The following is a 21,265-nucleotide window of genomic DNA, read 5'->3' on the forward strand; positions in this document are numbered from 1 at the left end:
AAAACACAACCCGCTACGGGGGAGACTTACCCGAAATCTGATTTATTCAACAAAGCCGATTACAGCACAAGCACCAATCACCATTGCTGTATTTCGTTGGATAAAGAGGACATCTGTCAATCCCATAAGAAATAGCGCTGACATATAAACCAGCAACCCCACATTGAACTTATTCTTTTTTTCGCAAGAAGCTAAAAAACCAGTAAAATAAAACAATATTATAGCAATCACTCCTAAAAGCCCCTGTAAACTAAAGCTTTCAATTATATCATTATGGAAATGATATTTTATAGCCCTGACTGCTTCCGCACTTTTATAGTTGTTTTCAATATATTCTCTTGCATTATTATAACGCTGTTCTGCATCCTGACCAAAAAGTGAAAAACTCGCTACGTGCTGTCCTGCGTCAAGCATAACAAAACGTGCTCCTAAAGATGTGTTAGCATTATTTTTTTGTAATTGCTGGATGTTATCATAAGCCTCAACAATTCTCTTTTGCATCTTATAAGCGATACCTCCGCCAATTACGGATATTGCCAGCAATGCTAAAAACCAATAACCAGGCTTTACATTTTTCAATTCAAAACATGCCAGGACGAAGCAGACAATGAAAAAAGTGCCTATAGCACCTCTGGTTTCTGTCATCAGTAATAAATAAGAGAATATGAAAAATGTAGAAATGTAAAATATAGTACGGTAAAGTTTATTTGAAACCGCTTTTTTAATCAGAGAAAAACACAAAACTGACTGAACTACCATTATATAAGCAGTGGTCGTAGCAGCATCGGCTAGCAGTTTAATTCTGGTTATACCAGACGCTTGCTCCTGATAACCAAACCAAACGGTAAGTAAACCTAACACAAGGCTAATGCAAGCAGCGAATTTCCAGCTTTGGATTGAAATTGCACTTACGGATTTAAGCAAATAAAATGCCATTACTCCTGACAGGATGAGCAACTTTCCGCCAGCATAATAATTATCTTTAATATCCTGTAAATGTGTCGATGGAAATTTCATCGACCAAATGAGTTTACTGGCACCCAGAAGCACAATACTCAATAAAAATGCTAATGCGATTTTATTACTCAATAGCCATTGACGAAAATTCTTCCAGTTTTCCAAAAAAAGAAGGCCAAAAATAGAAAGATAACAACCAATGTAAAATATTTTTCTTGGATAGGCCTCTATAAAAAGATCGCTTCCAATTGTAAACACAATAAGAATGAAAATAATGTTAACATTTAACCTTTTAATGTATTCACGACTTAACATTTTTAGTTTGCCTTTTTTCCAAGAAACGAGCCAAATGATAACGAACAAACATATAGAAAGCTTCAACAAAATGTTTCTTATTATTAAGCGTTTTATAGCATTTCTTTAGTTCTTTCGCACAACGTGGTCTAACATCTTCAACATCACGCCAGGGTGACATTTTTTTATATTTACGATAGTGGGTGCTTATTTGCTGTTGATTCCATAACTGCCATGGTTTATCGCTACCAACATAATGTAACAAAATTGTTTCCTTAGGTGGTTCACGCATGAAATCCCCCCTTTTGTGCCCTGCCTTTATTTGGCAATTATACTTACCATCTATAAACATTACTTTTTTGTTCAGGACCACGTTAAGGGCATCTTGGTCAAAATACTTAAAATCAGCGCCGCGTTCCAATAAACACTCAAAAACTTTTTGCGATATTTTATTTTCATTCCACGTTCTGGCATTGACATAAAGAACTCCAGAATTAAAATAATCGCAACCAGGGATATTAATAGAATTTGAAAGGGCAATCTGATGCTCCGGCTCCCTGACAGCACAACAAATATTATTTATCGGCTTATAGTTTTCTAATAAATTATAAATGCTATTTAGCGCCACAATATCGGCATCAACATATAAAAAATAACGATATTCTTTAATTAAATACGGAGCAAGGAGGCGAAAGTATATTGAGACTGGGAAAGTTGAAGTTTTAGGAAAAACATCCAGAGCGTCAGAAGATACAATAATAATTGTAAGTGCATGTTGAGTATTCTTGATAACAGACTGCAATCTGGAAAATTCAACTTCATTGTTTTTATCTGTAATAATGAAAAAATGCAATGGTAATTCCGAAGTTTTTTTCACAATTGATAACAATGAGATCCCGCAGTGCATTAAAAAATTTTCATCGATACCATAAACAACTGCTGAATATTGAACTTCAGCGTCGAAATTAAAATTCGTTACTTGCACGCTCAATATATTTTCGTTTAAATTAAAAATGGTTGGGTTCATCATTATTTATCGAGCTCAAAAATACTTATAATACATAAGATAACAAATAATAGCTGCCTTCCCCAGTACTTTCTCTAATTTGTTTAGCAACCATACAAAACATGATAATCTTGGAAAAAATGACAGGTTAACCTTTTGAATAACATATAAAAAAAGCACTAGTCCCATAGACGCATGGGTATAGTGCTGCATTTCTTTAGAAGTGGTCGATTAACCAACCGCTCTCATTTCAACGCCTCCGGAAGCGTTACAATCCACAGCTCGCTGTCGGACTCCGGCTTCTTCAGCGGCTTCACGCTGAGCGTGGTTTCCACCGGCTTATCATCCAGCGTCAGCGTGCCTTCCGCGTTCACCCGATAGTCCTTGAGCTTCTTGCCCTCGACCGGGTTTTGCATCGCCCCCTTCACGCCAAAGTCATTATCGTTCGCCACCGCAAGCCGTTTGCCGTCGAACAGCGCCAGCCCTTCGGCCTTCTCCTGCTGCCAGCCCAGCGCACGCAGATCGACCACCTGCGTTTTAGCCGCAAGCGTGATGCCGCGCTGCGCCAGCGTTTTCTCATCATCAAACTCCGGGTACTCGCCCGGCTTGTCGAATGCCGCCAGATCGCTCGCCTTACTCAGATCCACCCTGTAGATAAGGTTACGCATCGCGTCGTTTTTATCCTCGCCCTGTTCAATCAGCAGGATAGTGTGGTTATCCAGCGCAACGATGTCGCCGATTTTAGCGTCGCTGTTTTTGCTGTAAGCCGCGCTGTCGATGGGGTAGCCGTACATCGCGGTTTTCCCGGTCGCCGGGTCGTAGCTCACCAGACGCGTAAACAGCGCCTGTTTTTTGCTCTTCCCGTCGATATCCAGCGTGCTTTGCACGGCGGCGATAATGCGTCCGTCCGGCATACGGGTCAGCCCTTCGAAGCCCCGGTTTGCCTGACGCCATTTGATAACGTTTGGCAGACCGCCCGCGATAGATTTCTCCCCTTCCGCCGCCTGCGGGCCGTGGATCGCGAGGATTTTCCCTTTACTGTCGATGTTAATCAGGAACGGGCCATACTCATCGCACAGCCAGTAACCACCCTTCCCGTCCGGGGTAATGCCTTCCGTATCCAGTCCGCGGTTATCGCCTTTCAGCACTTTTAAGGTGTCGCTTAGCGCGATTTCATTGGTGGAACCAATCACCCCGCTTTGCAGCGGCAGACCGTTGATCTCGCCTTTATCGTCATGCAGAGGACGCGCATCAACGGCCTCCGCTTTACCGTTTTGCACACGAATCGTCATCAGCAGCGGGGCGAAATCCGGGGTAACAAAGATTTTGGCGTCGTTTTTCCCCATTTTTGGTGAGTCCGCGTTAGGACCGCGATCGGTCACGGTCGCAAACGTCAGCGCATCGCCCTGCTTGCCCGTGAACAACAAACCCGAACCGATTCCCACAGGCAGCCCATTCGGGAATGCGCTGGCAAATGCACCGCTGTATTTGATATGTGAGCCTTCGGGAAAGCTGACGACGTAGCGCTCCGCGGTTGGCTGTGCCGCCAGGCCAGAGAAAGAGAGCGCACAACCGATAAGCACAGGAATGATTTTTCTTTTCATATTGTTAGCATCCAGTTAGTGAAGCCAACAACGTAATGAAGAAACGTGTCAGAAAAATGACATGTTTATGCACTGAACCGCCTCTTATAGACGTATATCAATCACCAGAAATGTAAACCTCTGTCTTTATCTGTGTCAGCTGAAATACTTTTGGAAATTATTAGAAACCCAATTAATTCATCGCGAATGACTCTTTGCGCCTCGTTCATTTTACGTTTAGCCAGGAATGTAAACTGTCCCTAAACGCGAATGTATTGGGCATTGACGATTTGCCCTATAAACATCTTCACAACATTTAAGATTCAAAAATCCAATAAAACCAGTATAAAAACGCGACAGCAGTCACATTTGCAGTCATAAACATCACTTGTTAAGGTGCCCTCAGATTAATTTAATGACGAGGAAGCACTCATGAAAAAACTTAACATCCTGATCCTTTCTGCTCTGACCGCCGTATCGGGTTCCGCACTGGCCATGGGTGGCAGCATTGAGCAAGGTAAAAACTTTACTAACCTCAATCTGGAAATGGGGAAATCCTCATCAGGCCTGTATGCGGAGAGCAACTGGCTGAAAAACACCGATGACGGCACCCAGACCGGCGGCGTTGGGGCTGGCTACAACCTGGAAGTAGGCCCGGTAATGCTGAACGCGGGTGCGAAAGCCATCTACATCGGCCCGAAAAAAGGCGATAACGGCGTGGCGTTCCCGATTGGCGGCGGTGTCAACGTTGCGCTGACGGACAGCATTCACGTGTTTGGTGAGGGTTATGTGGCACCAGACGGGCTGAACAACAGCGTGAAGAACTATGTTGAAGCTAACGGCGGCGTAAGCTGGACACCAGTCAAACCTGTGACGCTGAAAGTGGGTTATCGCCACGTGAGCGTAGACGGTAAAGACGGTCGTCCAAACCACACGCTGATCGACGGTGCCTACGTAGGCGGTGGCGTGTCCTTCTAAGCCTGTTTGCGCGTTTCGCCCGGCGGCGCTACGCTTGCGCGGGCCTACAATGAAAGGTGCAATTTATTAAAATCATTGCACATTGTAGGCCGGGTAAGCGCAGCGCCACCCGGCAAAAAAGGCGATGCGACCGTTAATGACAAACCTGCCGAATGGCAGGTTTTTTATTACCATGTTACTTGCGAACGACCACCAGCTTCTGGTTCACAAACTCTTTGATCCCCAGGTCCGACAGCTCGCGTCCGTAACCCGAACGCTTCACGCCGCCGAACGGCAGCTCTGCCGCAGTGTCGGTGAGCCAGTTGATGTACACCATCCCGGTCTCAATGCGCGACGCCATTTTCTTCGCGCGCTCGATGTCCTGGCTGAACACCGCGCCGCCCAGACCGTAGTGGGAATCGTTCGCCAGGGCGACCGCCTCGTCGTCGTTTTTCACCACATAGATCTGCGCTACCGGGCCAAAGAACTCTTCGAAGTACGCCGGGTTATCGCGTGAGATATTGGTCAGGATGGTCGGCTCAAAGAAGCTCCCGTCACGCTGCACCGGCTTGCCGCCATAGTGCAGCGTTGCACCGTTTTTCACCGCCTCGTCGACCTGTCTGGTCAGCGTTTCCAGCGCATCTTTAGACGACAGCGGCCCCAGCGTGGTGCTTTCGTCCAGCGGATCGCCAATCTTCACCTGCTTAAACGCCTCGGTGAACTTGCTCAGGAACGCGTCTGCAATGCCCTCATGCAGGATAAAACGCTTCGCCGCGGTACAGACCTGCCCGGCGTTGTTGAGTCGGGCGTTTACGCCGATCTTCACCGCTTTCTCCAGGTCCGCATCGTCCAGCACCACGAACACGTCGTTACCGCCCAGCTCAAGGGTCGATTTTTTGATGTGCTTCGCCGCCTGTGCCGCAACCACGCTGCCCGCCTTTTCTGAACCGGTCAGCGCTGCCCCCTGCACCCGATCGTCGGCGATGATGTTTGCCACCTGATCGGACGAGATAAACAGGTTGGTCCACGCCCCTTCCGGCGCGCCCGCTTCACGTACCAGCTGTGCAAACGTCTCGGCACAGTGCGGCACGATGCTGGCGTGCTTGGCGATCACCGGGTTGCCCGCTGCCAGGTTTGGCGCCAGAACGCGCATCAGCTGATAGTACGGGAAGTTCCACGGCTCGACGGCCATCAGCACGCCGATGGGGTGATGTTCAACCCATGCTTCCCCGAGTTCAGAGTCATACTTCACCGGGGCCAGGAACTGCTTCGCGTTGTCCGCATAGTAGCGGGCAATTTGCGCGCACAGCTTCACCTCGCCGCGGCTTTGCTCGATGAGCTTACCCATCTCCTGGCTGGCGATTTTTGCCAGCTCCTCCACGCGTTCGTCGATCAGGTCCGCCAGCTTATGCAGCACCGGCAGGCGCTGGCTGATGTCGCCTTTGGCCCAGTCGGAGTGATAGAGCGCATCGGCTGCCTTCAGCGCCGCTTCAACGTCTGCGTCAGTGTGGGAGGGATATTCTTTGATGAGCTGGTTCGTGGCAGGATTTACTGTCTGGTAAGCCATATCGAATCTCCTTGTTTTACCGCTTAGGGTATTAAGGGTAGTCAATCTGACTGGCTATGAAGGTAAAGTTGGGTATATACGGAGGGTTCTTAACAAGACGCTGCCAGGCGATACGCAGACATGGTATAAAAAACGCTCATCACCGGAGTACTTATGACCGATACCCGTCACATCCGCCAGACCTTTCACCGCGCCTCGGGCCTTGAGCTGCGCATCTACCTTTTGATTTGATTTCTGAAGGAGCATTCCAGAAAGCGAGATGACTGACCTCATGCAGCTTTGCACTTTTCCCCCGTATCCCTCTATCCTTAACCCATGGAAAAACATACCGAACTCAAACGCGCCAAGCTTCTTGCGCTGTCGCTGCTGCTGATTGCCGTCGCGGCGTTTATCACCACTCTCTTCCTGCCGCAGACCTTCTGGGTGCGCGGCGTTAAAGCCATTGCCGAGGCGGCGATGGTTGGCGCGCTGGCGGACTGGTTTGCCGTCGTCGCGCTGTTCCGCCGGGTGCCCATTCCGTTTATCTCGCGCCATACGGCGATTATCCCGCGCAACAAAGATCGTATCGGCGACAATCTCGGCCAGTTCGTGCAGGAAAAGTTTCTCGATACGCAATCCCTTGTCGACCTTATCCGTCGCTACGAGCCAGCCCAGATGATTGGGACCTGGTTCAGCCAGCCCGACAACGCTCAGCGGGTCGGGCAGCATTTGATTCAGGTTATGAGCGGTTTTCTGGAACTCACTGACGATGGGCGCATTCAGCGCCTGCTCAAGCGCGCCGTGCATAAGGCCATCGACAAGGTCGATTTAACCGAGACCAGCGCCGTCATGCTGGAAAGCATGACCAAAAACAACCGCCATCAGGTGCTGCTGGACGCGATCATTAACCGCCTGATTACCCTGATCCAGCGGGAAAGCACGCGGGAATTTATTGCCGACCAGATCGTCCACTGGCTGAAGACCGAGCATCCGCGAAAGGCGATGGTGCTGCCCACCGAGTGGCTGGGCGATCAAAGCGCCGAGATGGTGTCGAACGCGGTGAACACGTTGCTGGACGACATCAGCCACGACCGCACGCACCAGATCCGTCAGGCGTTTGACCGCGCCACGATCAAGTTCATCGACAATCTGAAAAACGATCCGGAAATGACGGCGAAAGCCGAGAATATCAAACACTACCTGAAGAATGACGAGGCCTTTAACCGCTATCTGGGGGAGATGTGGGCTGACCTGCGCCAGTGGCTGAAAAATGACATGCAGAGCGACGATTCCCGCGTGAAGCAGCGTATCGCCAACGCCGGGCTGTGGTTTGGCGAAACGCTGACCAACGACGCCAGCCTGCGCGCGTCGCTGAATGAGCATCTGGAGCAGGCCGCGCACCGCGTGGCGCCGGATTTCGCCGCCTTTCTGACGCGCCATATCAGCGACACGGTGAAAAGCTGGGATGCCAAAGACATGTCACGCCAGATAGAACTCAATATCGGTAAAGACCTTCAGTTCATCCGCGTCAACGGCACGCTGGTGGGCGGAACGATTGGCCTTATCCTGTTTCTGCTCTCGCAGTTGCCCGCCTTGCTGGGGCATTAATCCGCTTTTGGCGGCGTGATAACGTAGCGCGTCGCCTCAAAGCGATTCAGGATCAGGTGTACCAGAAAGACCATTGTCAGCGTGACCACCAGCGCAAAGGTGACGGAGGTGATGCGGTACAGATCGCTGAACACCAGGTCGCTGTCCGGGTGCATATTCTGCCCGAACATAATGCCGATGGTGGTAATACTGGCGAAGCCTACCCCGGCACCGACCTTCTCCATCACGTGCAGTCGCGCCCCAAACGCCAGCCCAAGGCCAATCAGCGGCATCATCAGCAACATATGGCTGCTGTGATCGTAGAGGATCAGCTGGACGACAAGGATATAGAGGCAGCCCAGCACCACGCCGACCACGCGCCAGATCGAGCTGATTACCGAGCCGCGATAGTGCATCGGGAACAGGATCAGAATGCCCGCCATCAGCGCCGACAGGGAATCGCTTAAGTCGCTGATCTGAAATACCACAAAAATCAGCGTCGCCACGGTGCCCGAGAGCAGCGACTCGTGCCGCACGCGGGCGTCATCTTTCTCGATCAGCGGCGGCGGCTTACGCGGCTCCACGTCCGGCAGCAGGTAGTTCATCAGCGCGCTCAGGCATACCGCCATCACGCTCGCTTCGATGTTGGAGAATAAAAGCGTGTGCCAGTTGGTGGTGGGATAGCTCATAAAGTTGAGCATCACACTCTGGCAGACCACGCCCATCGAACCGAACAGGAACAGCGGCCCCTTACTCATAAAGCGAAAACGCATCACGTACAGGGCAAACACCACCAGCGTCATGATGACCGGCCACTGGGACAGATAGCCGATGATAAACACCATTTCGACGCAGTTCAGCGAGGCGCTAAAGATAAACTGCTTCGCCACGTGGCGGTTAAAGACCGGCACCAGCGACAGCAGCATGATCGGGTAGACCACAAAAAACACGCCGTAGCTGGTGTTGTAGAAACTCGAAATGCTGAGCGCAATCATCCCGGCAAAGACGATGCGCAGGGTCTGGCGAAAGTCGTTTGCCGTGTAGACAATGTTGCCGTGCGGGGTAAATACCCGCGCCAGGGTGCTAATAGACATAGTGAAGCAGGCTCACCAGATGGATTTGCATGCCGGAGAAGAATCGCGCAAACGGCCCTTCGCTGTTATAGAGCTGCACGGTGGCGCGCGCGCCGGTCGGCAGCGACTTCGGTAAGGCTTCGTCCAGCGCCACATGAATGCGCATACGCTGGGCATCACGCACCCAGCGGTTGGAGGTTTCCGGTTCAGAAAGTTGACCGTTTACGGCCTCCTGTCCGGCGAGGATCCCCGCGTCGCTGCTGGTGACGTGAGCGCGGAAAACCTGCCCCGGGAAGGCGTCAAACACCACGGCGGCATCGGTGCCCTGGTGGGTATGACGCAGGCTCTTCTCGCGGAAATCCGCCACGATATCAATCCGGGTGTTCACCAGCGCCAGCGCAGCCGAACCGGACGAGGCATAAAAACCGGGGCTTAGTTGCAGGTTACTGACCGTGCCGTCCTCCTCGGCGTAGACCTTCGTCCAGCCAAGATTTAGCTCCGCTTCGTCCAGCGCGTTACGGTATTTTTGCAGCGTCACGTTACGGTGCTCATCCCGCTCGCCGCGCTGAATGCGCAGGTTATGAATATTCGCCTGAAGCGAACTGACGGACTGCTCACTGCTCTGCCAGGTGGTGCGGACTTTATCCAGATCCGCCTGTGACACGTTCTGCAAGGTGCTGAGTTTCTGGTAGCGGTCGAAGGTCACTTTGTCGTTACGCGCCGTCAGCACGGCGGTTTTCAGGCTGGCCTGCGCCGCGGCAATCTGCGCATCCAGCTGATCGTTAGACAGACGCGCCTGCTCCAGCGCGATTTGCGCCGCTTCCACCTTATTGCGAAACGGCGTGGCGTCGAGTTCAAACAGCAGATCGCCTTTCTTGACCTGACTGTTGTTGTGGACATGTACCGCCGCCACATAGCCGGAAACGCGCGCAGACACCGGGGTCACCACGCGCATCACGGTGGAGTCTGGCGTCAGCGGGATCCAGATATCCGCGACGATAAAGTAGACAAACATCAGCAGGAAAGAGGCAATACTCCCCCTTACCCAGCGGGCAAACTTTTGTTCAGGAGTCATTATTTTTCGGTCTTATTATCTTCTTCGCGGATTGTCCGCAAATTGCAGGCGATTTGATTGAGTGTGGCGCTGAAAATGTCGATATGTTCCGGCGAGATGTTTTGCGATACGCGCACCTGATACGTCTCGATCACCCGAGTGAGCCTTTCAAGAATGGCTTTTCCCTCAGGCGTCAGCGTCAGCAGCCGGATACGCTTGTCATACGGCGAGACGGTACGCAGCAGGTAGCCCTGCTTTTCCAGCTGTGTCAGCGTGCGCATCAGCGGAGGCAGTTCAATCCCCTGCACTTCCGCCAGCTCGCTGACCGAGACGTTATCCCCGAGTTGATGAAGCTGCATCATCACCGTCCAGCTCGACTGGGTTAACCCGGTATCGAGAATGGCGTCGTCGATGACTGCGCGCCATTGACGCACGATCATCGCCATCCGCATGCCCATCGGCCTGCGGCTAAACAGATCTTCTTCACTCATGGGGAGTCCTCTCGTCGTACGCCATTACGATAATAGTTATCAGGGTAAGTATCAAGAAACGAGAGGTAAAAGCGCAGGAATTGCGAAAGGCGTTACGGGAGGCGATGCACACGTAGGCCCGGTAAGCGCAGCGCCACCGGGCGTTTTCAGCGGCTAAAAAGCCTCTTTACAGCGGCCTTTCCCGTCGCCGTCACCACCACCTCCCGATACCCCACCACCCGCTGGATCCAGCCTTTACTTTCAAGATAGTCGAGCAGCAACGCACCGGCTTCTCCGCCCAGGTGAAAGCGCCGCTCGCTCCAGTCCAGGCAGGCGCAGCAGGCCTTGCGACGGGGCTTGGGATTTAACGCAATACCGAGCTTCAGGAACTGCTCGCCGCCATACGGCGTGAGCGCTGAACCGTCTGCCTCCAGCCAGCCTTCCGTCTGCATGAAATCATAGATTTGCACCGCGACCGTTCCGGCAAGATGGTCGTAGCAGGTCCGCGCTTCGCGCATGGCTTTCGGCACGGTGGTTTCCGGCGGGGTGATGCGGCTCCAGGAGATCCCCATCATCTGCTCGACCAGCGCCGCCACGTCGTGCCCCGCCAGACGATAATAGCGGTGCCGCCCCTGAAACAGACAGGTAATTAACTTTCCCTCCACCAGCCGGGCGAGATGCCCGCTGGCGGTCGACGGCGCGACGTCTGCCGCGGTGCTCAGTTCGGTGGCGGTCCACGCCCGCCCGTCCATCAGCGCGCACAGCATCTTCACGCGCGACGGATCGGCCATTGCCGCCGCCACCGCCGCAATGGCCTGCTCCAGCGCCGCGCTGTTATCAGTCGGTAAGCTTGTCTTTAACATGTGCCGCCCAGGGTTCGGTGATCTCTGCGGCCAGCTTATCATCATCCGTCACCAGAATAAGGTGATTCGCATGGTCGCTGTACTGGGTTAGAACAGACACGCCGCGTGCCGCCAGCGCCGCCGCAATTTCACCCAGCTCGCCGGGGCGCTCCTGTTTGAGTTTTCTGATAACCGGCCTGCGCACCGCCTGCACGGTAAACCCGGCCTCCATCAGCACGCGACGGGCTTTTCCCCCGTCCTCCACCAGAAAATGGGCTTCTGTACCGAATACGCCGCCACCCTCAAGCCCCACGCCGTTGCGCCCTAACAGCTGTCCAAAGCGCGCCAGCTCACCGGGCCTGTCGCTGAAAATCACGTGAACGTCATACATCCGCGTGCCCTCCGGTTTCGGAACTGTACTCCCGCACCAGCTGCGCCACCCGAATACGGTAGAAAGAGAAAATCGACACCCGCCCTTCGGCCTGCGCGGCCTGATGGAAAACATTCTGCTTCCAGCGGCGGACGGCCTCTTCATCCCGCCACCAGGAAAGGGACAGGATTTTGCCGTCGGTCGTCAGGCTCTGGAACCGTTCGATATCGATAAAGCCGTCGATGTCGGCCAGCAAAGGCTTAAGCTCTGCGGCAAGTTGGAGATAGCGCGCCTGATGGGCAGGCGCGGCTTTGGCTTCGAAAAGGACTGCGATCATGAAGGTCTCTCCGCTGTGATGTTGAGGAGAGAATGCAGGAGGAAAAAGCACAATGCTTCGGTATGGAGCGAAGTGTTGTGCCGGATAGCGCTGCGCTTATCCGGCCTACGGGCTCCTGTAGGCCCGGTAAGCGCAGCGCCACCGGGCAGGGTTTAACCCACAATCGACCTCGGCTCCATAAACGCCCGGATCCCCCACTCGCCCATCTCGCGTCCCACGCCGGAGTGCTTAAACCCGCCGAATGGCGCTTTCGGTTCATGGGCAAGGGTGTTCACCAGCACGCGACCGGAGACAATCTGCTGCGCCACGCGGCGCGCGCGCTCCGCATCGCCGCCCAGCACCATCGCGCTCAGGCCGTATTCTGTGTCATTGGCAATGGCAATCGCCTCCGCCTCGTCCCGATATGGGATTACGCACAGCACCGGGCCGAAGATCTCGTCGCGGGCAATCGCCATTTGGTTGTTCACGTCGGCAAACAGCGTCGGGCGCACAAACCAGCCGTCCTGCGTGCCCTCTGGCCGCCCTTCTCCGCCCGCCAGCAAGCGCGCCCCCTCTTCAATACCTTTGCGGATATAGCCCTGCACCCGCTGCCACTGTTTTTCGCTGACCATCGGGCCGACCTCCGTCGCGCTATCGCGCGGGTCGCCGGATCTCACCGCCGCCACGGCCTGCGCCAGCGCGGTTTCGAACTCCGCTTTTCGTGAGTAAGGCACCAGAATGCGCGTTCCGGCCACGCATGCCTGCCCGCTGTTCATAAACCCGGCCTGAATCACCAGCGGGATCGCCTGCGCCAGATCCACATCATCCAGCAGGATCGTCGGCGATTTACCGCCTAACTCCAGCGTCACGCGCGTAAAGCTCTCCGCCGCGTTGCGCAGGATCGCCTTGCCGGTATTCGTGGAGCCGGTAAACGAGATTTTTGCCACGTCCGGATGGCGGCTGATAGTTTCACCTACCGTCTCACCCCGCCCGGTGACGATGTTAAACACGCCCGGCGGCAGCGCGGCATCGCGCAGCGCTTCGGTGACAATCCGGGTTTGCATGGCGCTCATCTCGCTCGGCTTGATGACTGCCGTGCAGCCCGCTGCCAGCGCGGTCGCCAGCTTGCCGCAGATAAACCCGGCGTCGCTGTTCCACGGCGTAATCAGCCCGGCCACGCCGAGCGGCGTCATCTTCACCGTGGCTGTGCCTGCGGAGGTGACGAACTCAAACGCCTCCAGCGCCTCGATGGCCTGTGCAATCACCTCCGCCGGATAGCGGGCCATCCACGCCGAGCGCGAGGCCGGCGCGCCGTACTCTTCGATGACCGCTTCCAGCAAATCGTCATGACGCGCGACCACGGCGGCGTGCATGCGCTTCAGCGCCGAGATGCGTTCCTGCTTTGTGGTCTGTGACCACGCGGGAAACGCCGCTTTTGCCGCCGCAACGGCGCGCGCGGCGTCAACCTCATCCGCCAGACGAACCTGGCCGATGACCTGCGCCGTCGCCGGGTTGTACAAATCAAACCACTCGGTGCCGTGCGGGGTAACAAACTCGCCGTTAATAAAGATCTGTTCGATGGTGTGCATATAAACCTCCTCAGGCTGTGTGAGCACAGTCTGGCACGGCTTCTCCGTTGCGATAATCCACGCTATGCTGCAAGGGTTGTTTCGATTTTCAGGATAATCTATGCATCGTTCAGGTCTGACAGAGCTGGAAGTGGTCATGGCGGTGGTGCGGCGCGGCAGCTTTCGCGGCGCGGCGCAGGAGCTGGGTATGTCCGCCACGGCGGTAAGTAACGCCATCGCCGGGCTGGAGAGCCGCCTTGATACCCGCCTCTTTAACCGCACCACCCGCAGCGTGGCGCTCACCGACGCCGGACAGCGCTACGTGGCGCGTATCGGCCCGGCCCTCCAGGAGATCCGTCTCGCCAGCGAGGAGATCCACAGCGACACCGGGGAACCCGCCGGTACGCTGCGTCTGAACGTACCGAACCATATCGGCACCCTGTTTCTGGACCAGCTGCTGATCGACTTTATGATCCGCTACCCGAAAATGCGCGTCGAAACCGTCAGTGAAGCAAGAATGATCGACATCGTCGCGGAAGGCTATGACGCGGGGATCCGCCTTGAGGAGTCCGTGCCGCAGGACATGATCGCCGTGCCGCTGACCGGGGAGATCCGCCAGCTGGTGACCGCCACGCCGGACTATTTTGCCCGTCACGGCACGCCGCAGACGCCGGACGATCTGCTTTCACATCAGGGGATCGGCATGCGCATGGCCCACGGCGGGATCTACCGCTGGGAGCTGGCGCGTCGGGGGGAAACGTACGCCCTTGCCGTGCCGCCGCGCTTTGCGACGTCCGATCTTTTTGCCGCGATCCGCGCCGTAAAAGCGGGATTAGGGGTGGGATTTTTGCCGGAACTGTATATCCGGGAAGCGCTTGAGCGTGGAGAACTGGTGAGCGTGCTAAACGACTGGGTGCAGCCCTTTGCCGGACTGCGCCTGTATTACCCCGGCCATCGCCACGTCCCGCCGGGATTACGGGCGCTGGTGGCGATGATCCGCGAGCGCGGGATTATTCCAGGTTAGCTTTATTCAGCCCGTATGCCGCATCCAGCGAGCCAGGCTCCATGCGGGAGGTAATGCCCAGGCGGTTCCAGGCGTTGATCGCTACGATGGCGAAGTTTAGCTCTGAAATTTCCACGTCCGAGAAGTGCTCCGCCACGCTGCGGTACAGCGCGTCGCTTACCCCATGTACGCCAGGCTGGGTCAGCGCTTCGGTGAAAGCCAGCGCGGCTTTCTCGCGGGCGCTGAACAGCGGAGACTCGCGCCATGCCGCCAGATGGTACAGGCGCAGCTCGCGCTCGCCAGCAATTTTGGCCTCTTTCGAATGCATATCCAGGCAGAAGGTACAGCCGTTCAGCTGCGACACGCGAATATCGATCAGGTGCTTCAGCGCCGGGTCAATGGAGGTTTTCGCCACTTCCATGCTCAGGGCGGAAAGCGCGTTAGCGAGGGCAGGTGTGGCTTTGTGGTGGTTGACGCGAGTGCTCATTGTCTTTCCTCTTTTTTGTGCGGTTTATTTCATGCGATGAGGCAAATCTACGCCGTTAATGACATAGTAAAAAGACACAAAACATGTGAAACGAGGTAGGACATGAAGCCGGGCTATCACGAGATTTATACCCGCTATCGCGATAACATCACCCGCGGCGTACTGAAGCCCGGCGACAAGGTGCCAGCCATCCGCGTGCTGGCTGAAGAGCTGAAGGTCGCGCGAAAAACCGTTGAAACCGCCTATGCCATTCTGACGGGGGAAGGGTATCTGGTAAGCCAGGGGGCGCGCGGGACGCGGGTGAACCCGGATCTTCTGCTGCCCGCGCAAAACGCCCCCGCAGAACAAGCAACCGGCACGCTGCCCGCGTCGTTGATTAGCCAGCGCGAACGCGCCGGTTTTCTGCGCCCCGGCATTCCCGCGCTCGACAGCTTTCCCTATAAAAAATGGCTGCTGCTGGCAGGCCAGGCGACACGCGCCATGCGTCAGGAGGAGATGCTCAACCCGCCCGTTCTGGGCTGGTATCCGCTGCGCGAGGCGATTGCCCGCTATCTCAATATCTCGCGCGGGTTATCCTGCACCGCAGAACAGGTACTGATTACCAGCGGCTACAGCGGCAGCCTGCGCCTGATCCTCGACACGCTCGCCAGCCGCAGCGACAAAGTGGTGTTTGAGGATCCGGGCTACTTTATGGGCCAGCAGTTGCTCAAGCGAATTGTGCCCCGTCTGCACACCGTGCCGGTCGATCGCGCCGGGATGGATACGGACTATCTTCTGCGTAATCACCACGATGCCCGCTTCGCCATCGTCACTCCGTCGCACCAGAGTCCGCTGGCGGTTACGCTCTCCCTGCCGCGCAAGCAGCAGTTACTCGACTGGGCGTCACAAAACGAGGCGTGGATCATTGAAGATGATTATGACGGCGAATTTCACTACACCCGCAAAGTGCTGCCGTCGCTGAAAAGCCTCGACCGGCACGACAGGGTGATCTTTATGGGCACCTTCAGTAAAACCATCATGCCATCGCTGCGCATGGGCTACGTGGTAATGCCCGCCAGCACCGTCGGGGCCTTTACCGACTGCGCGGATATCCTCACCAGCGGCCAGCCGGTCCTGACGCAAAAAATTCTCACCGCGTTTCTTAACGAGGGCCATTTTTTTCGGCATCTCAAGAAGATGTGCGCCCTCTATCAGACCCGCCGCGACTGGATGATCGCCGCCCTGCGTGAGGTGTATGGTGACCTGTTCTTCACCGAGCAAAACGACGGTGGAATGCATATTGTCGCGTTCCTCGCAAAGGGAAGCGCGGACCATGAGATCGCCCGCTGCTGGCAGGAACAGCAGCTTCAGGTGAATGCCCTCTCGGCGTGGTATCGCGGATCGGGCAAACGCTACGGGCTGGTGATGGGCTATAACAACGTGCGGTCATATCAGGAGGCGGTTGAGCTGCTGGAAAGGCCGAAACGGCAGACGCAAGAACTGTTGAGCTGAAAACCGCCGGGTGGCGGCTGCGCCTTACCCGGCCTACGGTCTCCTGTAGGCCCGGTAAGCGTAGCGCCACCGGGTAACCCTATGCTCACACATCATATCGCGATAACCCGACATCCTTGAGCTGCTCGTCGCTCATCTGGCTCAAAATACGGCGGGTACGGTTGATGCGATACCAGTTACGCAGCGTTTTCGCTACCCAGACAAACGCGATAAAAGGACGTTTTGAACGATTCTCGTAGAATTCCATGATGCTCTCCTCGCTGTGCCAGTGGGGTTATCATCATGGAAAACGACCAGTACAATACAGATTCAAAAACTGCTTTTGTTTACCATACAGATCCGCTAAAACGGTATCTGCATGGTGGTTTATCCATCAATCTGTACTGGTTTAATGCTCTGTATGGTGAAAACAAAGGATACAGCATGACGCGCTATCAACATCTGGCCAACCTCCTGGCGGAACGTATTGAACAAGGGCTTTATCGCAGCGGCGAACGTCTGCCGTCGGTCCGCACGCTGAGCCAGGAGCATGGCGTGAGCATCAGCACCATACAGCAGGCCTACCAGATCCTCGAAAATCTCCAGCTGATCACGCCTCAGCCGCGCTCCGGCTATTTTGTCTCGAAACGCAAAGCGCAGCCGCCCGTCCCGGCGATGACGCGCCCGGTGCAGCGCCCCGTGGACGTCACCCAGTGGGATGAAGTGATGATGCTGCTGGACGCCCGCGCCGACAAAGAGATGATCTCCTTTGGCGGCGGCTCGCCGGACATTAACCAGCCGAGCCTGAAGCCGCTGTGGCGCGAGATGAGCCGCATTGCGCAACATAACCCGGGCGAAATGCTGAGTTATGACGTGCTCGACGGCCGCCTGGAGTTACGCGAGCAGATCGCCCGCCTGATGCTGGACGGCGGCTCTACCGTCGCGGCAAACGAGATTGTCATCACTAACGGCTGCCACGGCGCGCTGTCGATCGCCCTGCTCTCGGTGTGTAAGCCGGGGGATATCGTGGCGGTCGAGTCACCATCGTTTCACGGCACCATGCAGATGCTTCGCGGGTTTGACATCAAGGCCATTGAAATTCCCACCGATCCTGAAACCGGGATCAGCATCGAGGCATTAGAGCTGGCGCTGGAGCAGTGGCCGATCAAGGCGGTGATCCTGGTGCCAAACTGCAATAACCCGCTCGGGTTTATCATGCCGGAGGCGCGTAAGAAGCAGGTCTTAGCCCTGGCACAGCGGCACGACATCGTGATTGTTGAGGATGATATCTACGGCGAGCTGGCGGCGGAGTATCCGCGTCCGCGCACCATTCATTCTATGGACATTGATGGTCGCGTGCTGTTATGCAGTTCGTTTACCAAAACCGTGGCGCCGGGCCTGCGGGTCGGCTGGATTGTGCCGGGGCGCTATTACGACCGGGTGATGCACATGAAGTACGCCGCGGGCGGGTTTAACGTGCCGGGCACGCAAATGGCGGTGGCGGCGTTTATCCGCGACGGCCATTACCATCGCCACGTGCGGCGTATGCGCCAGATTTATCAGCAGAATATGGAGACCTACACCTGCTGGGTGCGGCAGTATTTTCCGGCAGAGATATGCGTCACCCGCCCGCAGGGCAGCTTCCTGCTGTGGGTTGAGCTGCCGGAGACGGTCGATATGGTGTGCGTCAGCAAGCAGCTGTGTCGGCTGAAGATCCAGGCCGCGGCCGGGTCGCTGTTTTCCGCCTCCGGGAAGTACCGCAACTGCCTGCGGATCAACGTGGCGCTGCCGCCGACAGACAAAAATCGCGAGGCGTTGAAAAAGATGGGAGAAGCGATTGTGATTGCGATGGAGGAGTAGTTTTTTGCCGTGGTAGGCCCGATAAGGGCAGCAATCACCGGACGCAGACATTATTACGCTCCGGGCGAAGCCGGAGCGTATACGTATATTTCTTTGCGAGAAATATATTTATGCTTCCTGCCACTCAGCAAAAACCTCTTTATGGTTTTTGGTCAGGACAACTTTATTATCTTCGACCTTATCGACCCAGCCGAGAGGAATAAAGTGGTGCTTGCCGCCCGATTCCGGGTCGCTCTTCGCAAGCTTGATACGCTCACCGTCTACATGGTCCACAACCCCGACGTGCGTTCCGCAGCTGGCGACAACCTGAGTGTGATCCTTAATTGCGCTTTTATCTACCATAATCATTCTCCTGTTTCGGTTATTTGCCTGTTGCACGAAATTAACTGTAGCGCATAAATTCAGGCTTAAAAGGCTTATTAGCATTTTGAAACATCATTGACAGAAGCGAATATTGTGTCTATTTAGCGCCGAATTGAAAAAATAAGAATGAGATGAATTATTACCGGCTGATTATTTCCCGTTCATAATTAAATTATGGCAACCAACGAGGAGGTATTTATGACGATTCGCAACAATCGGGCAGAAATTTCGCTGGCTCTTGGTGAAGCGGTTTTAGACATCGTGCAAAAAGGCCATGAAGTATCGCGAGAAAATCTCGCCCAGGCGATGAAAAATAAAGCGGAGAAAGAGCGCGATGATGAGCGGCTTCTTAACTACTGGAAGGCCTGTAATATGCTGGTTTAAACGTAGCGGCGTTTAGCCTGACTAAACGCCGCCTGCTGTTACTTATCTACTCGTCGAAGTACCAGTAGCCCTGGTTAATTAATCCGGTCAGTTCGTCCACAAACGCCGGATTATTCAGCGCCTCGCCCAGCTCAGCCTGGCCCAGCTCGGTGTAGCGACACAGCGCATCCGCCGCGTTCGCATCCACCGTTTCCAGCTGTTCGCTGTTAATAAAGAAGCTGCCGTTGATATTCAGCACGCGCAGCCCGCTCAGGCGGGAGAGCGTTTCGCCCCCTTGCAGCGCGTCGAGCACCTCTTTTGCGGAATACGGCGGCTCGGCGGCAGCAATATCCAGTTCGTGACGCGGCGTGGAGACGAAGCTGCCAAACCATTTCGTGAAATCATCTGGCTTGCTAATCATGTCGATCATCATCTGGCGAATGCGATCGAGCTCGTACTGCTCCACGCGGCCAGGGTGTTCGCGGCAGGTCAGATCCGGATCGCTGTAGTGTTCGCCGCCCAGATCGTTCTCCAGCGCGTAATCGGCGAAGCTGCTGATCAGATCGCGACCGTTCGGCCCGCGGAAACCGACAGAGTAGTTGAGCGCGGTTTCATGGGTGAAGCCGTCATGCGGGAATCCAGGCGGAATATAGAGGATATCGCCCGGCTCAAGATCTTCGTCGATGATCGGCTCAAATGGATCAACATGCAGCAGGGCCGGATGCGGACAGAACTGACGCATCGGCAGTTTGTCACCCACGCGCCAGCGACGGCTGCCCATCCCCTGGATGATAAACACATCATACTGATCGATGTGCGGCCCCACGCCGCCGCCCGGGACGGAGAAGGAGATCATCAGGTCATCAAGACGCCAGTCCGGCAGGACGCGGAACGGACGCACCAGTTCTGCGGCAGGCATATGCCAGTGGTTCACCGCCTGCGCCAGCAGCGACCAGCCGGTTTCACCGAGATTATCGAAATGCTCAAACGGGCCATTGCTCGCCTGCCACTTGCCGTTAGCATGGCTTACCAGGCGGCTATCGACTTCCGGCTCCATCGCCAGACCCGCCAGTTCATCAGGGGTAATGGGGTCGACAAAATTCGGGAAGGCATTTTTCAGCACAACGGGTTGTTTTTGCCAGTATTTTTCAAGAAATTCCGGCCAGTTCAGGTTCAGTTGATACGCCATGGTTAGCACCAGTGAGAGGGTAAACAGGCGCGATTATAGAAGAGACGGCCAGGGGGGAACTTGTCATGGGTCAATCGAGCGCGTGTAGGTCGGGTAAGGCAAAGCCGTCACCCGACGCACACGCGGGCTAAAACTTAATCCAGGTTCAGCTCGTCATAATGGGTGATCAGTTTGCCCACGATGCCGTAGTCCAGCGCTTCCGCCGGTGACATCCAGAAGTTACGGTCAGTGTCTTTCTTCACTTTTTCCAGCGGCTGGCCGGTGGCGTCAGCAATCAGCTTGTTCACGCGTTCCAGCATGCGGATGATCTCACGCGCTTCGATCTCAATATCCGTCGCCTGGCCGCGCACGCCGCCCAGCGGCTGGTGGATCATAAAGCGGGTATTCGGCAGCGAGTAGCGGTGCTCTTTTTTCGCCGCCAGGAAGATGGTGATCCCGGCGCTCGCCACCCAGCCGGTGCCGATGACGTGCACGTCCGGGCGGATGAACTTGATGAAGTCGTGGATGGTGTCGCCCGCTTCCACGTGGCCGCCCTGGCTGTTGATGTACAGCTTGATCGGATCGTTGCTGACGCTTTGCAGCAGGATCATCTGCGTGATGACTTTCTGGGCCAGCTCCTGGTTGATCTCACCGGAGATGACAATCGAACGGGATTCCAGCAGTTTTTGCTGTAGAGCGCCCGCGCCGTTTGTTCCTTCCGCTTTTTCTTTATCGTCACTGCTTTTCAGTGTGTAGTGCATCGTTATGTCCTCAGCTTGTCGCGCTCAAAATCAGAGTGTAGCCTGTTTTACTCGTCGGCGTCCTCACACAAAACATCGCGTGTCGTGCGCTGGCTCCGCAGCCAGAAAGATCTCTAAAAACAGCGCTTCACTCCTAACTAATTCGCCACATTTTTATTACACTTTCA

General features: G+C 55.1%; 22 protein-coding genes. 6 read left to right on the forward strand and 16 right to left on the reverse strand.

Features of this window, described 5'->3' with window-relative positions; genetic code table 11:
• Positions 1-42: 42 nt before the first annotated feature.
• The 3 genes from ACOTX7_RS20820 to ACOTX7_RS20830 form a co-directional block, all read right to left on the reverse strand.
• Entirely contained in the window at positions 43-1,272 is a 1,230-nt protein-coding gene (locus ACOTX7_RS20820) for an O-antigen ligase family protein (RefSeq protein WP_421626151.1), read from the reverse strand.
• Entirely contained in the window at positions 1,259-2,281 is a 1,023-nt protein-coding gene (locus ACOTX7_RS20825) for a glycosyltransferase family 8 protein (protein WP_221256862.1), read from the reverse strand. The genes ACOTX7_RS20820 and ACOTX7_RS20825 overlap by 14 nt, the downstream gene beginning before the upstream one ends.
• 221 nt (positions 2,282-2,502) lie before the next feature.
• Entirely contained in the window at positions 2,503-3,861 is a 1,359-nt protein-coding gene (locus ACOTX7_RS20830) for an esterase-like activity of phytase family protein (protein WP_221256861.1), read from the reverse strand.
• 411 nt (positions 3,862-4,272) lie between these two features.
• Between ACOTX7_RS20830 and ACOTX7_RS20835 the strand changes: the two genes are divergently transcribed.
• Positions 4,273-4,818, forward strand: a complete 546-nt coding sequence (locus ACOTX7_RS20835; protein ID WP_006810254.1) for a YfaZ family outer membrane protein — start codon at positions 4,273-4,275, stop codon at positions 4,816-4,818.
• 175 nt (positions 4,819-4,993) lie between these two features.
• On the opposite strand, the gene ACOTX7_RS20840 is transcribed toward ACOTX7_RS20835, so the two are convergent.
• Positions 4,994-6,364 carry an NAD-dependent succinate-semialdehyde dehydrogenase gene (locus tag ACOTX7_RS20840; protein ID WP_221256860.1) on the reverse strand — a complete coding sequence of 457 codons (1,371 nt, stop codon included), beginning with the start codon at positions 6,362-6,364 and terminating at the stop codon, positions 4,994-4,996.
• Positions 6,365-6,679: 315 nt separating this feature from the next.
• On the opposite strand from ACOTX7_RS20840, the gene ACOTX7_RS20845 reads away from it, so the two are divergent.
• Positions 6,680-7,951: a DUF445 domain-containing protein gene (locus ACOTX7_RS20845; protein ID WP_221256859.1), complete on the forward strand. Its 1,272-nt coding sequence runs from the start codon at positions 6,680-6,682 to the stop codon at positions 7,949-7,951.
• Here the strand turns inward: ACOTX7_RS20845 and ACOTX7_RS20850 are convergent.
• The 7 genes from ACOTX7_RS20850 to ACOTX7_RS20880 form a co-directional block, all read right to left on the reverse strand.
• Positions 7,948-9,024: a DUF2955 domain-containing protein gene (locus tag ACOTX7_RS20850; protein WP_221256858.1), complete on the reverse strand. Its 1,077-nt coding sequence runs from the start codon at positions 9,022-9,024 to the stop codon at positions 7,948-7,950. The two genes, ACOTX7_RS20845 and ACOTX7_RS20850, sit on opposite strands and share 4 nt — an antisense overlap.
• Positions 9,014-10,081, reverse strand: coding sequence for an HlyD family secretion protein (locus ACOTX7_RS20855; protein ID WP_221257203.1), 1,068 nt, complete (start codon positions 10,079-10,081; stop codon positions 9,014-9,016). Before ACOTX7_RS20855 ends, ACOTX7_RS20850 begins: the two co-directional genes overlap by 11 nt.
• Positions 10,078-10,548, reverse strand: a complete 471-nt coding sequence (locus tag ACOTX7_RS20860) for a MarR family winged helix-turn-helix transcriptional regulator (RefSeq protein WP_047354637.1) — start codon at positions 10,546-10,548, stop codon at positions 10,078-10,080. Before ACOTX7_RS20860 ends, ACOTX7_RS20855 begins: the two co-directional genes overlap by 4 nt.
• Before the next feature lie 146 nt (positions 10,549-10,694).
• A complete protein-coding gene (locus ACOTX7_RS20865) occupies positions 10,695-11,390 on the reverse strand; it encodes an ArsR/SmtB family transcription factor (RefSeq protein WP_221812981.1) in 696 nt (231 codons plus the stop codon).
• Positions 11,365-11,760 carry a hypothetical protein gene (locus ACOTX7_RS20870; RefSeq protein WP_006810262.1) on the reverse strand — a complete coding sequence of 132 codons (396 nt, stop codon included), beginning with the start codon at positions 11,758-11,760 and terminating at the stop codon, positions 11,365-11,367. Before ACOTX7_RS20870 ends, ACOTX7_RS20865 begins: the two co-directional genes overlap by 26 nt.
• Positions 11,753-12,076 carry an antibiotic biosynthesis monooxygenase family protein gene (locus ACOTX7_RS20875; protein ID WP_221256857.1) on the reverse strand — a complete coding sequence of 108 codons (324 nt, stop codon included), beginning with the start codon at positions 12,074-12,076 and terminating at the stop codon, positions 11,753-11,755. Before ACOTX7_RS20875 ends, ACOTX7_RS20870 begins: the two co-directional genes overlap by 8 nt.
• A gap of 152 nt (positions 12,077-12,228) precedes the next feature.
• On the reverse strand, positions 12,229-13,644 hold the full coding sequence (locus tag ACOTX7_RS20880; protein WP_221812984.1) for an aldehyde dehydrogenase family protein: 1,416 nt from the start codon (positions 13,642-13,644) through the stop codon (positions 12,229-12,231).
• A gap of 100 nt (positions 13,645-13,744) precedes the next feature.
• On the opposite strand from ACOTX7_RS20880, the gene ACOTX7_RS20885 reads away from it, so the two are divergent.
• Entirely contained in the window at positions 13,745-14,647 is a 903-nt protein-coding gene (locus tag ACOTX7_RS20885) for a LysR family transcriptional regulator (protein WP_006810265.1), read from the forward strand.
• Here ACOTX7_RS20885 and ACOTX7_RS20890 read toward each other — a convergent pair.
• Entirely contained in the window at positions 14,634-15,113 is a 480-nt protein-coding gene (locus tag ACOTX7_RS20890; protein WP_006810266.1) for a carboxymuconolactone decarboxylase family protein, read from the reverse strand. The genes ACOTX7_RS20885 and ACOTX7_RS20890 overlap by 14 nt on opposite strands.
• Positions 15,114-15,215: 102 nt before the next feature.
• On the opposite strand from ACOTX7_RS20890, the gene ACOTX7_RS20895 reads away from it, so the two are divergent.
• Positions 15,216-16,604, forward strand: a complete 1,389-nt coding sequence (locus ACOTX7_RS20895) for a PLP-dependent aminotransferase family protein (protein WP_221812987.1) — start codon at positions 15,216-15,218, stop codon at positions 16,602-16,604.
• Positions 16,605-16,689: 85 nt separating this feature from the next.
• Here the strand turns inward: ACOTX7_RS20895 and ACOTX7_RS20900 are convergent, their stop codons facing one another.
• A complete protein-coding gene (locus ACOTX7_RS20900) occupies positions 16,690-16,851 on the reverse strand; it encodes a DUF1127 domain-containing protein (protein ID WP_003863073.1) in 162 nt (53 codons plus the stop codon).
• Between the two features lie 176 nt (positions 16,852-17,027).
• Between ACOTX7_RS20900 and ACOTX7_RS20905 the strand changes: the two genes are divergently transcribed.
• Positions 17,028-18,443 carry a PLP-dependent aminotransferase family protein gene (locus tag ACOTX7_RS20905; RefSeq protein ID WP_003863072.1) on the forward strand — a complete coding sequence of 472 codons (1,416 nt, stop codon included), beginning with the start codon at positions 17,028-17,030 and terminating at the stop codon, positions 18,441-18,443.
• Positions 18,444-18,551: 108 nt separating this feature from the next.
• Here the strand turns inward: ACOTX7_RS20905 and ACOTX7_RS20910 are convergent, their stop codons facing one another.
• The gene (locus ACOTX7_RS20910; RefSeq protein WP_032673675.1) at positions 18,552-18,785 is read right to left on the reverse strand and encodes a DUF2171 domain-containing protein; all 234 of its coding nucleotides are present in this window, start codon (positions 18,783-18,785) and stop codon (positions 18,552-18,554) included.
• Between the two features lie 219 nt (positions 18,786-19,004).
• On the opposite strand from ACOTX7_RS20910, the gene ACOTX7_RS20915 reads away from it, so the two are divergent.
• The gene (locus ACOTX7_RS20915; RefSeq protein ID WP_032673676.1) at positions 19,005-19,190 is read left to right on the forward strand and encodes a hypothetical protein; all 186 of its coding nucleotides are present in this window, start codon (positions 19,005-19,007) and stop codon (positions 19,188-19,190) included.
• Between the two features lie 46 nt (positions 19,191-19,236).
• Here the strand turns inward: ACOTX7_RS20915 and ACOTX7_RS20920 are convergent, their stop codons facing one another.
• Both ACOTX7_RS20920 and ACOTX7_RS20925 read right to left on the reverse strand, forming a co-directional pair.
• Complete coding sequence (locus tag ACOTX7_RS20920) at positions 19,237-20,358, reverse strand: cupin domain-containing protein (RefSeq protein ID WP_221256855.1); 1,122 nt, start codon at positions 20,356-20,358, stop codon at positions 19,237-19,239.
• A 134-nt stretch (positions 20,359-20,492) separates the two neighbouring features.
• The gene (locus ACOTX7_RS20925) at positions 20,493-21,098 is read right to left on the reverse strand and encodes an ATP-dependent Clp protease proteolytic subunit (RefSeq protein ID WP_006810272.1); all 606 of its coding nucleotides are present in this window, start codon (positions 21,096-21,098) and stop codon (positions 20,493-20,495) included.
• Positions 21,099-21,265: the final 167 nt, after the last annotated feature.

This window comes from Enterobacter cloacae complex sp. IR5418 (genome assembly GCF_049238105.1).
Taxonomy (GTDB): Bacteria; Pseudomonadota; Gammaproteobacteria; order Enterobacterales; family Enterobacteriaceae; genus Enterobacter; species Enterobacter hormaechei.

Excerpts from the sequence above, each read along its gene's own strand:
- ACOTX7_RS20820 (WP_421626151.1), bottom strand. The coding sequence starts at position 1,272 with ATGTTAAGTCGTGAATACATTAAAAGGTTAAATGTTAACATTATTTTC.
- ACOTX7_RS20825 (WP_221256862.1), bottom strand. The coding sequence starts at position 2,281 with ATGATGAACCCAACCATTTTTAATTTAAACGAAAATATATTGAGCGTG.
- ACOTX7_RS20830 (WP_221256861.1), bottom strand. The coding sequence starts at position 3,861 with ATGAAAAGAAAAATCATTCCTGTGCTTATCGGTTGTGCGCTCTCTTTC.
- ACOTX7_RS20835 (WP_006810254.1), top strand. The coding sequence starts at position 4,273 with ATGAAAAAACTTAACATCCTGATCCTTTCTGCTCTGACCGCCGTATCG.
- ACOTX7_RS20840 (WP_221256860.1), bottom strand. The coding sequence starts at position 6,364 with ATGGCTTACCAGACAGTAAATCCTGCCACGAACCAGCTCATCAAAGAA.
- ACOTX7_RS20845 (WP_221256859.1), top strand. The coding sequence starts at position 6,680 with ATGGAAAAACATACCGAACTCAAACGCGCCAAGCTTCTTGCGCTGTCG.
- ACOTX7_RS20850 (WP_221256858.1), bottom strand. The coding sequence starts at position 9,024 with ATGTCTATTAGCACCCTGGCGCGGGTATTTACCCCGCACGGCAACATT.
- ACOTX7_RS20860 (WP_047354637.1), bottom strand. The coding sequence starts at position 10,548 with ATGAGTGAAGAAGATCTGTTTAGCCGCAGGCCGATGGGCATGCGGATG.
- ACOTX7_RS20865 (WP_221812981.1), bottom strand. The coding sequence starts at position 11,390 with ATGTTAAAGACAAGCTTACCGACTGATAACAGCGCGGCGCTGGAGCAG.
- ACOTX7_RS20870 (WP_006810262.1), bottom strand. The coding sequence starts at position 11,760 with ATGTATGACGTTCACGTGATTTTCAGCGACAGGCCCGGTGAGCTGGCG.
- ACOTX7_RS20875 (WP_221256857.1), bottom strand. The coding sequence starts at position 12,076 with ATGATCGCAGTCCTTTTCGAAGCCAAAGCCGCGCCTGCCCATCAGGCG.
- ACOTX7_RS20880 (WP_221812984.1), bottom strand. The coding sequence starts at position 13,644 with ATGCACACCATCGAACAGATCTTTATTAACGGCGAGTTTGTTACCCCG.
- ACOTX7_RS20885 (WP_006810265.1), top strand. The coding sequence starts at position 13,745 with ATGCATCGTTCAGGTCTGACAGAGCTGGAAGTGGTCATGGCGGTGGTG.
- ACOTX7_RS20890 (WP_006810266.1), bottom strand. The coding sequence starts at position 15,113 with ATGAGCACTCGCGTCAACCACCACAAAGCCACACCTGCCCTCGCTAAC.
- ACOTX7_RS20895 (WP_221812987.1), top strand. The coding sequence starts at position 15,216 with ATGAAGCCGGGCTATCACGAGATTTATACCCGCTATCGCGATAACATC.
- ACOTX7_RS20900 (WP_003863073.1), bottom strand. The coding sequence starts at position 16,851 with ATGGAATTCTACGAGAATCGTTCAAAACGTCCTTTTATCGCGTTTGTC.
- ACOTX7_RS20905 (WP_003863072.1), top strand. The coding sequence starts at position 17,028 with ATGACGCGCTATCAACATCTGGCCAACCTCCTGGCGGAACGTATTGAA.
- ACOTX7_RS20910 (WP_032673675.1), bottom strand. The coding sequence starts at position 18,785 with ATGGTAGATAAAAGCGCAATTAAGGATCACACTCAGGTTGTCGCCAGC.
- ACOTX7_RS20915 (WP_032673676.1), top strand. The coding sequence starts at position 19,005 with ATGACGATTCGCAACAATCGGGCAGAAATTTCGCTGGCTCTTGGTGAA.
- ACOTX7_RS20920 (WP_221256855.1), bottom strand. The coding sequence starts at position 20,358 with ATGGCGTATCAACTGAACCTGAACTGGCCGGAATTTCTTGAAAAATAC.
- ACOTX7_RS20925 (WP_006810272.1), bottom strand. The coding sequence starts at position 21,098 with ATGCACTACACACTGAAAAGCAGTGACGATAAAGAAAAAGCGGAAGGA.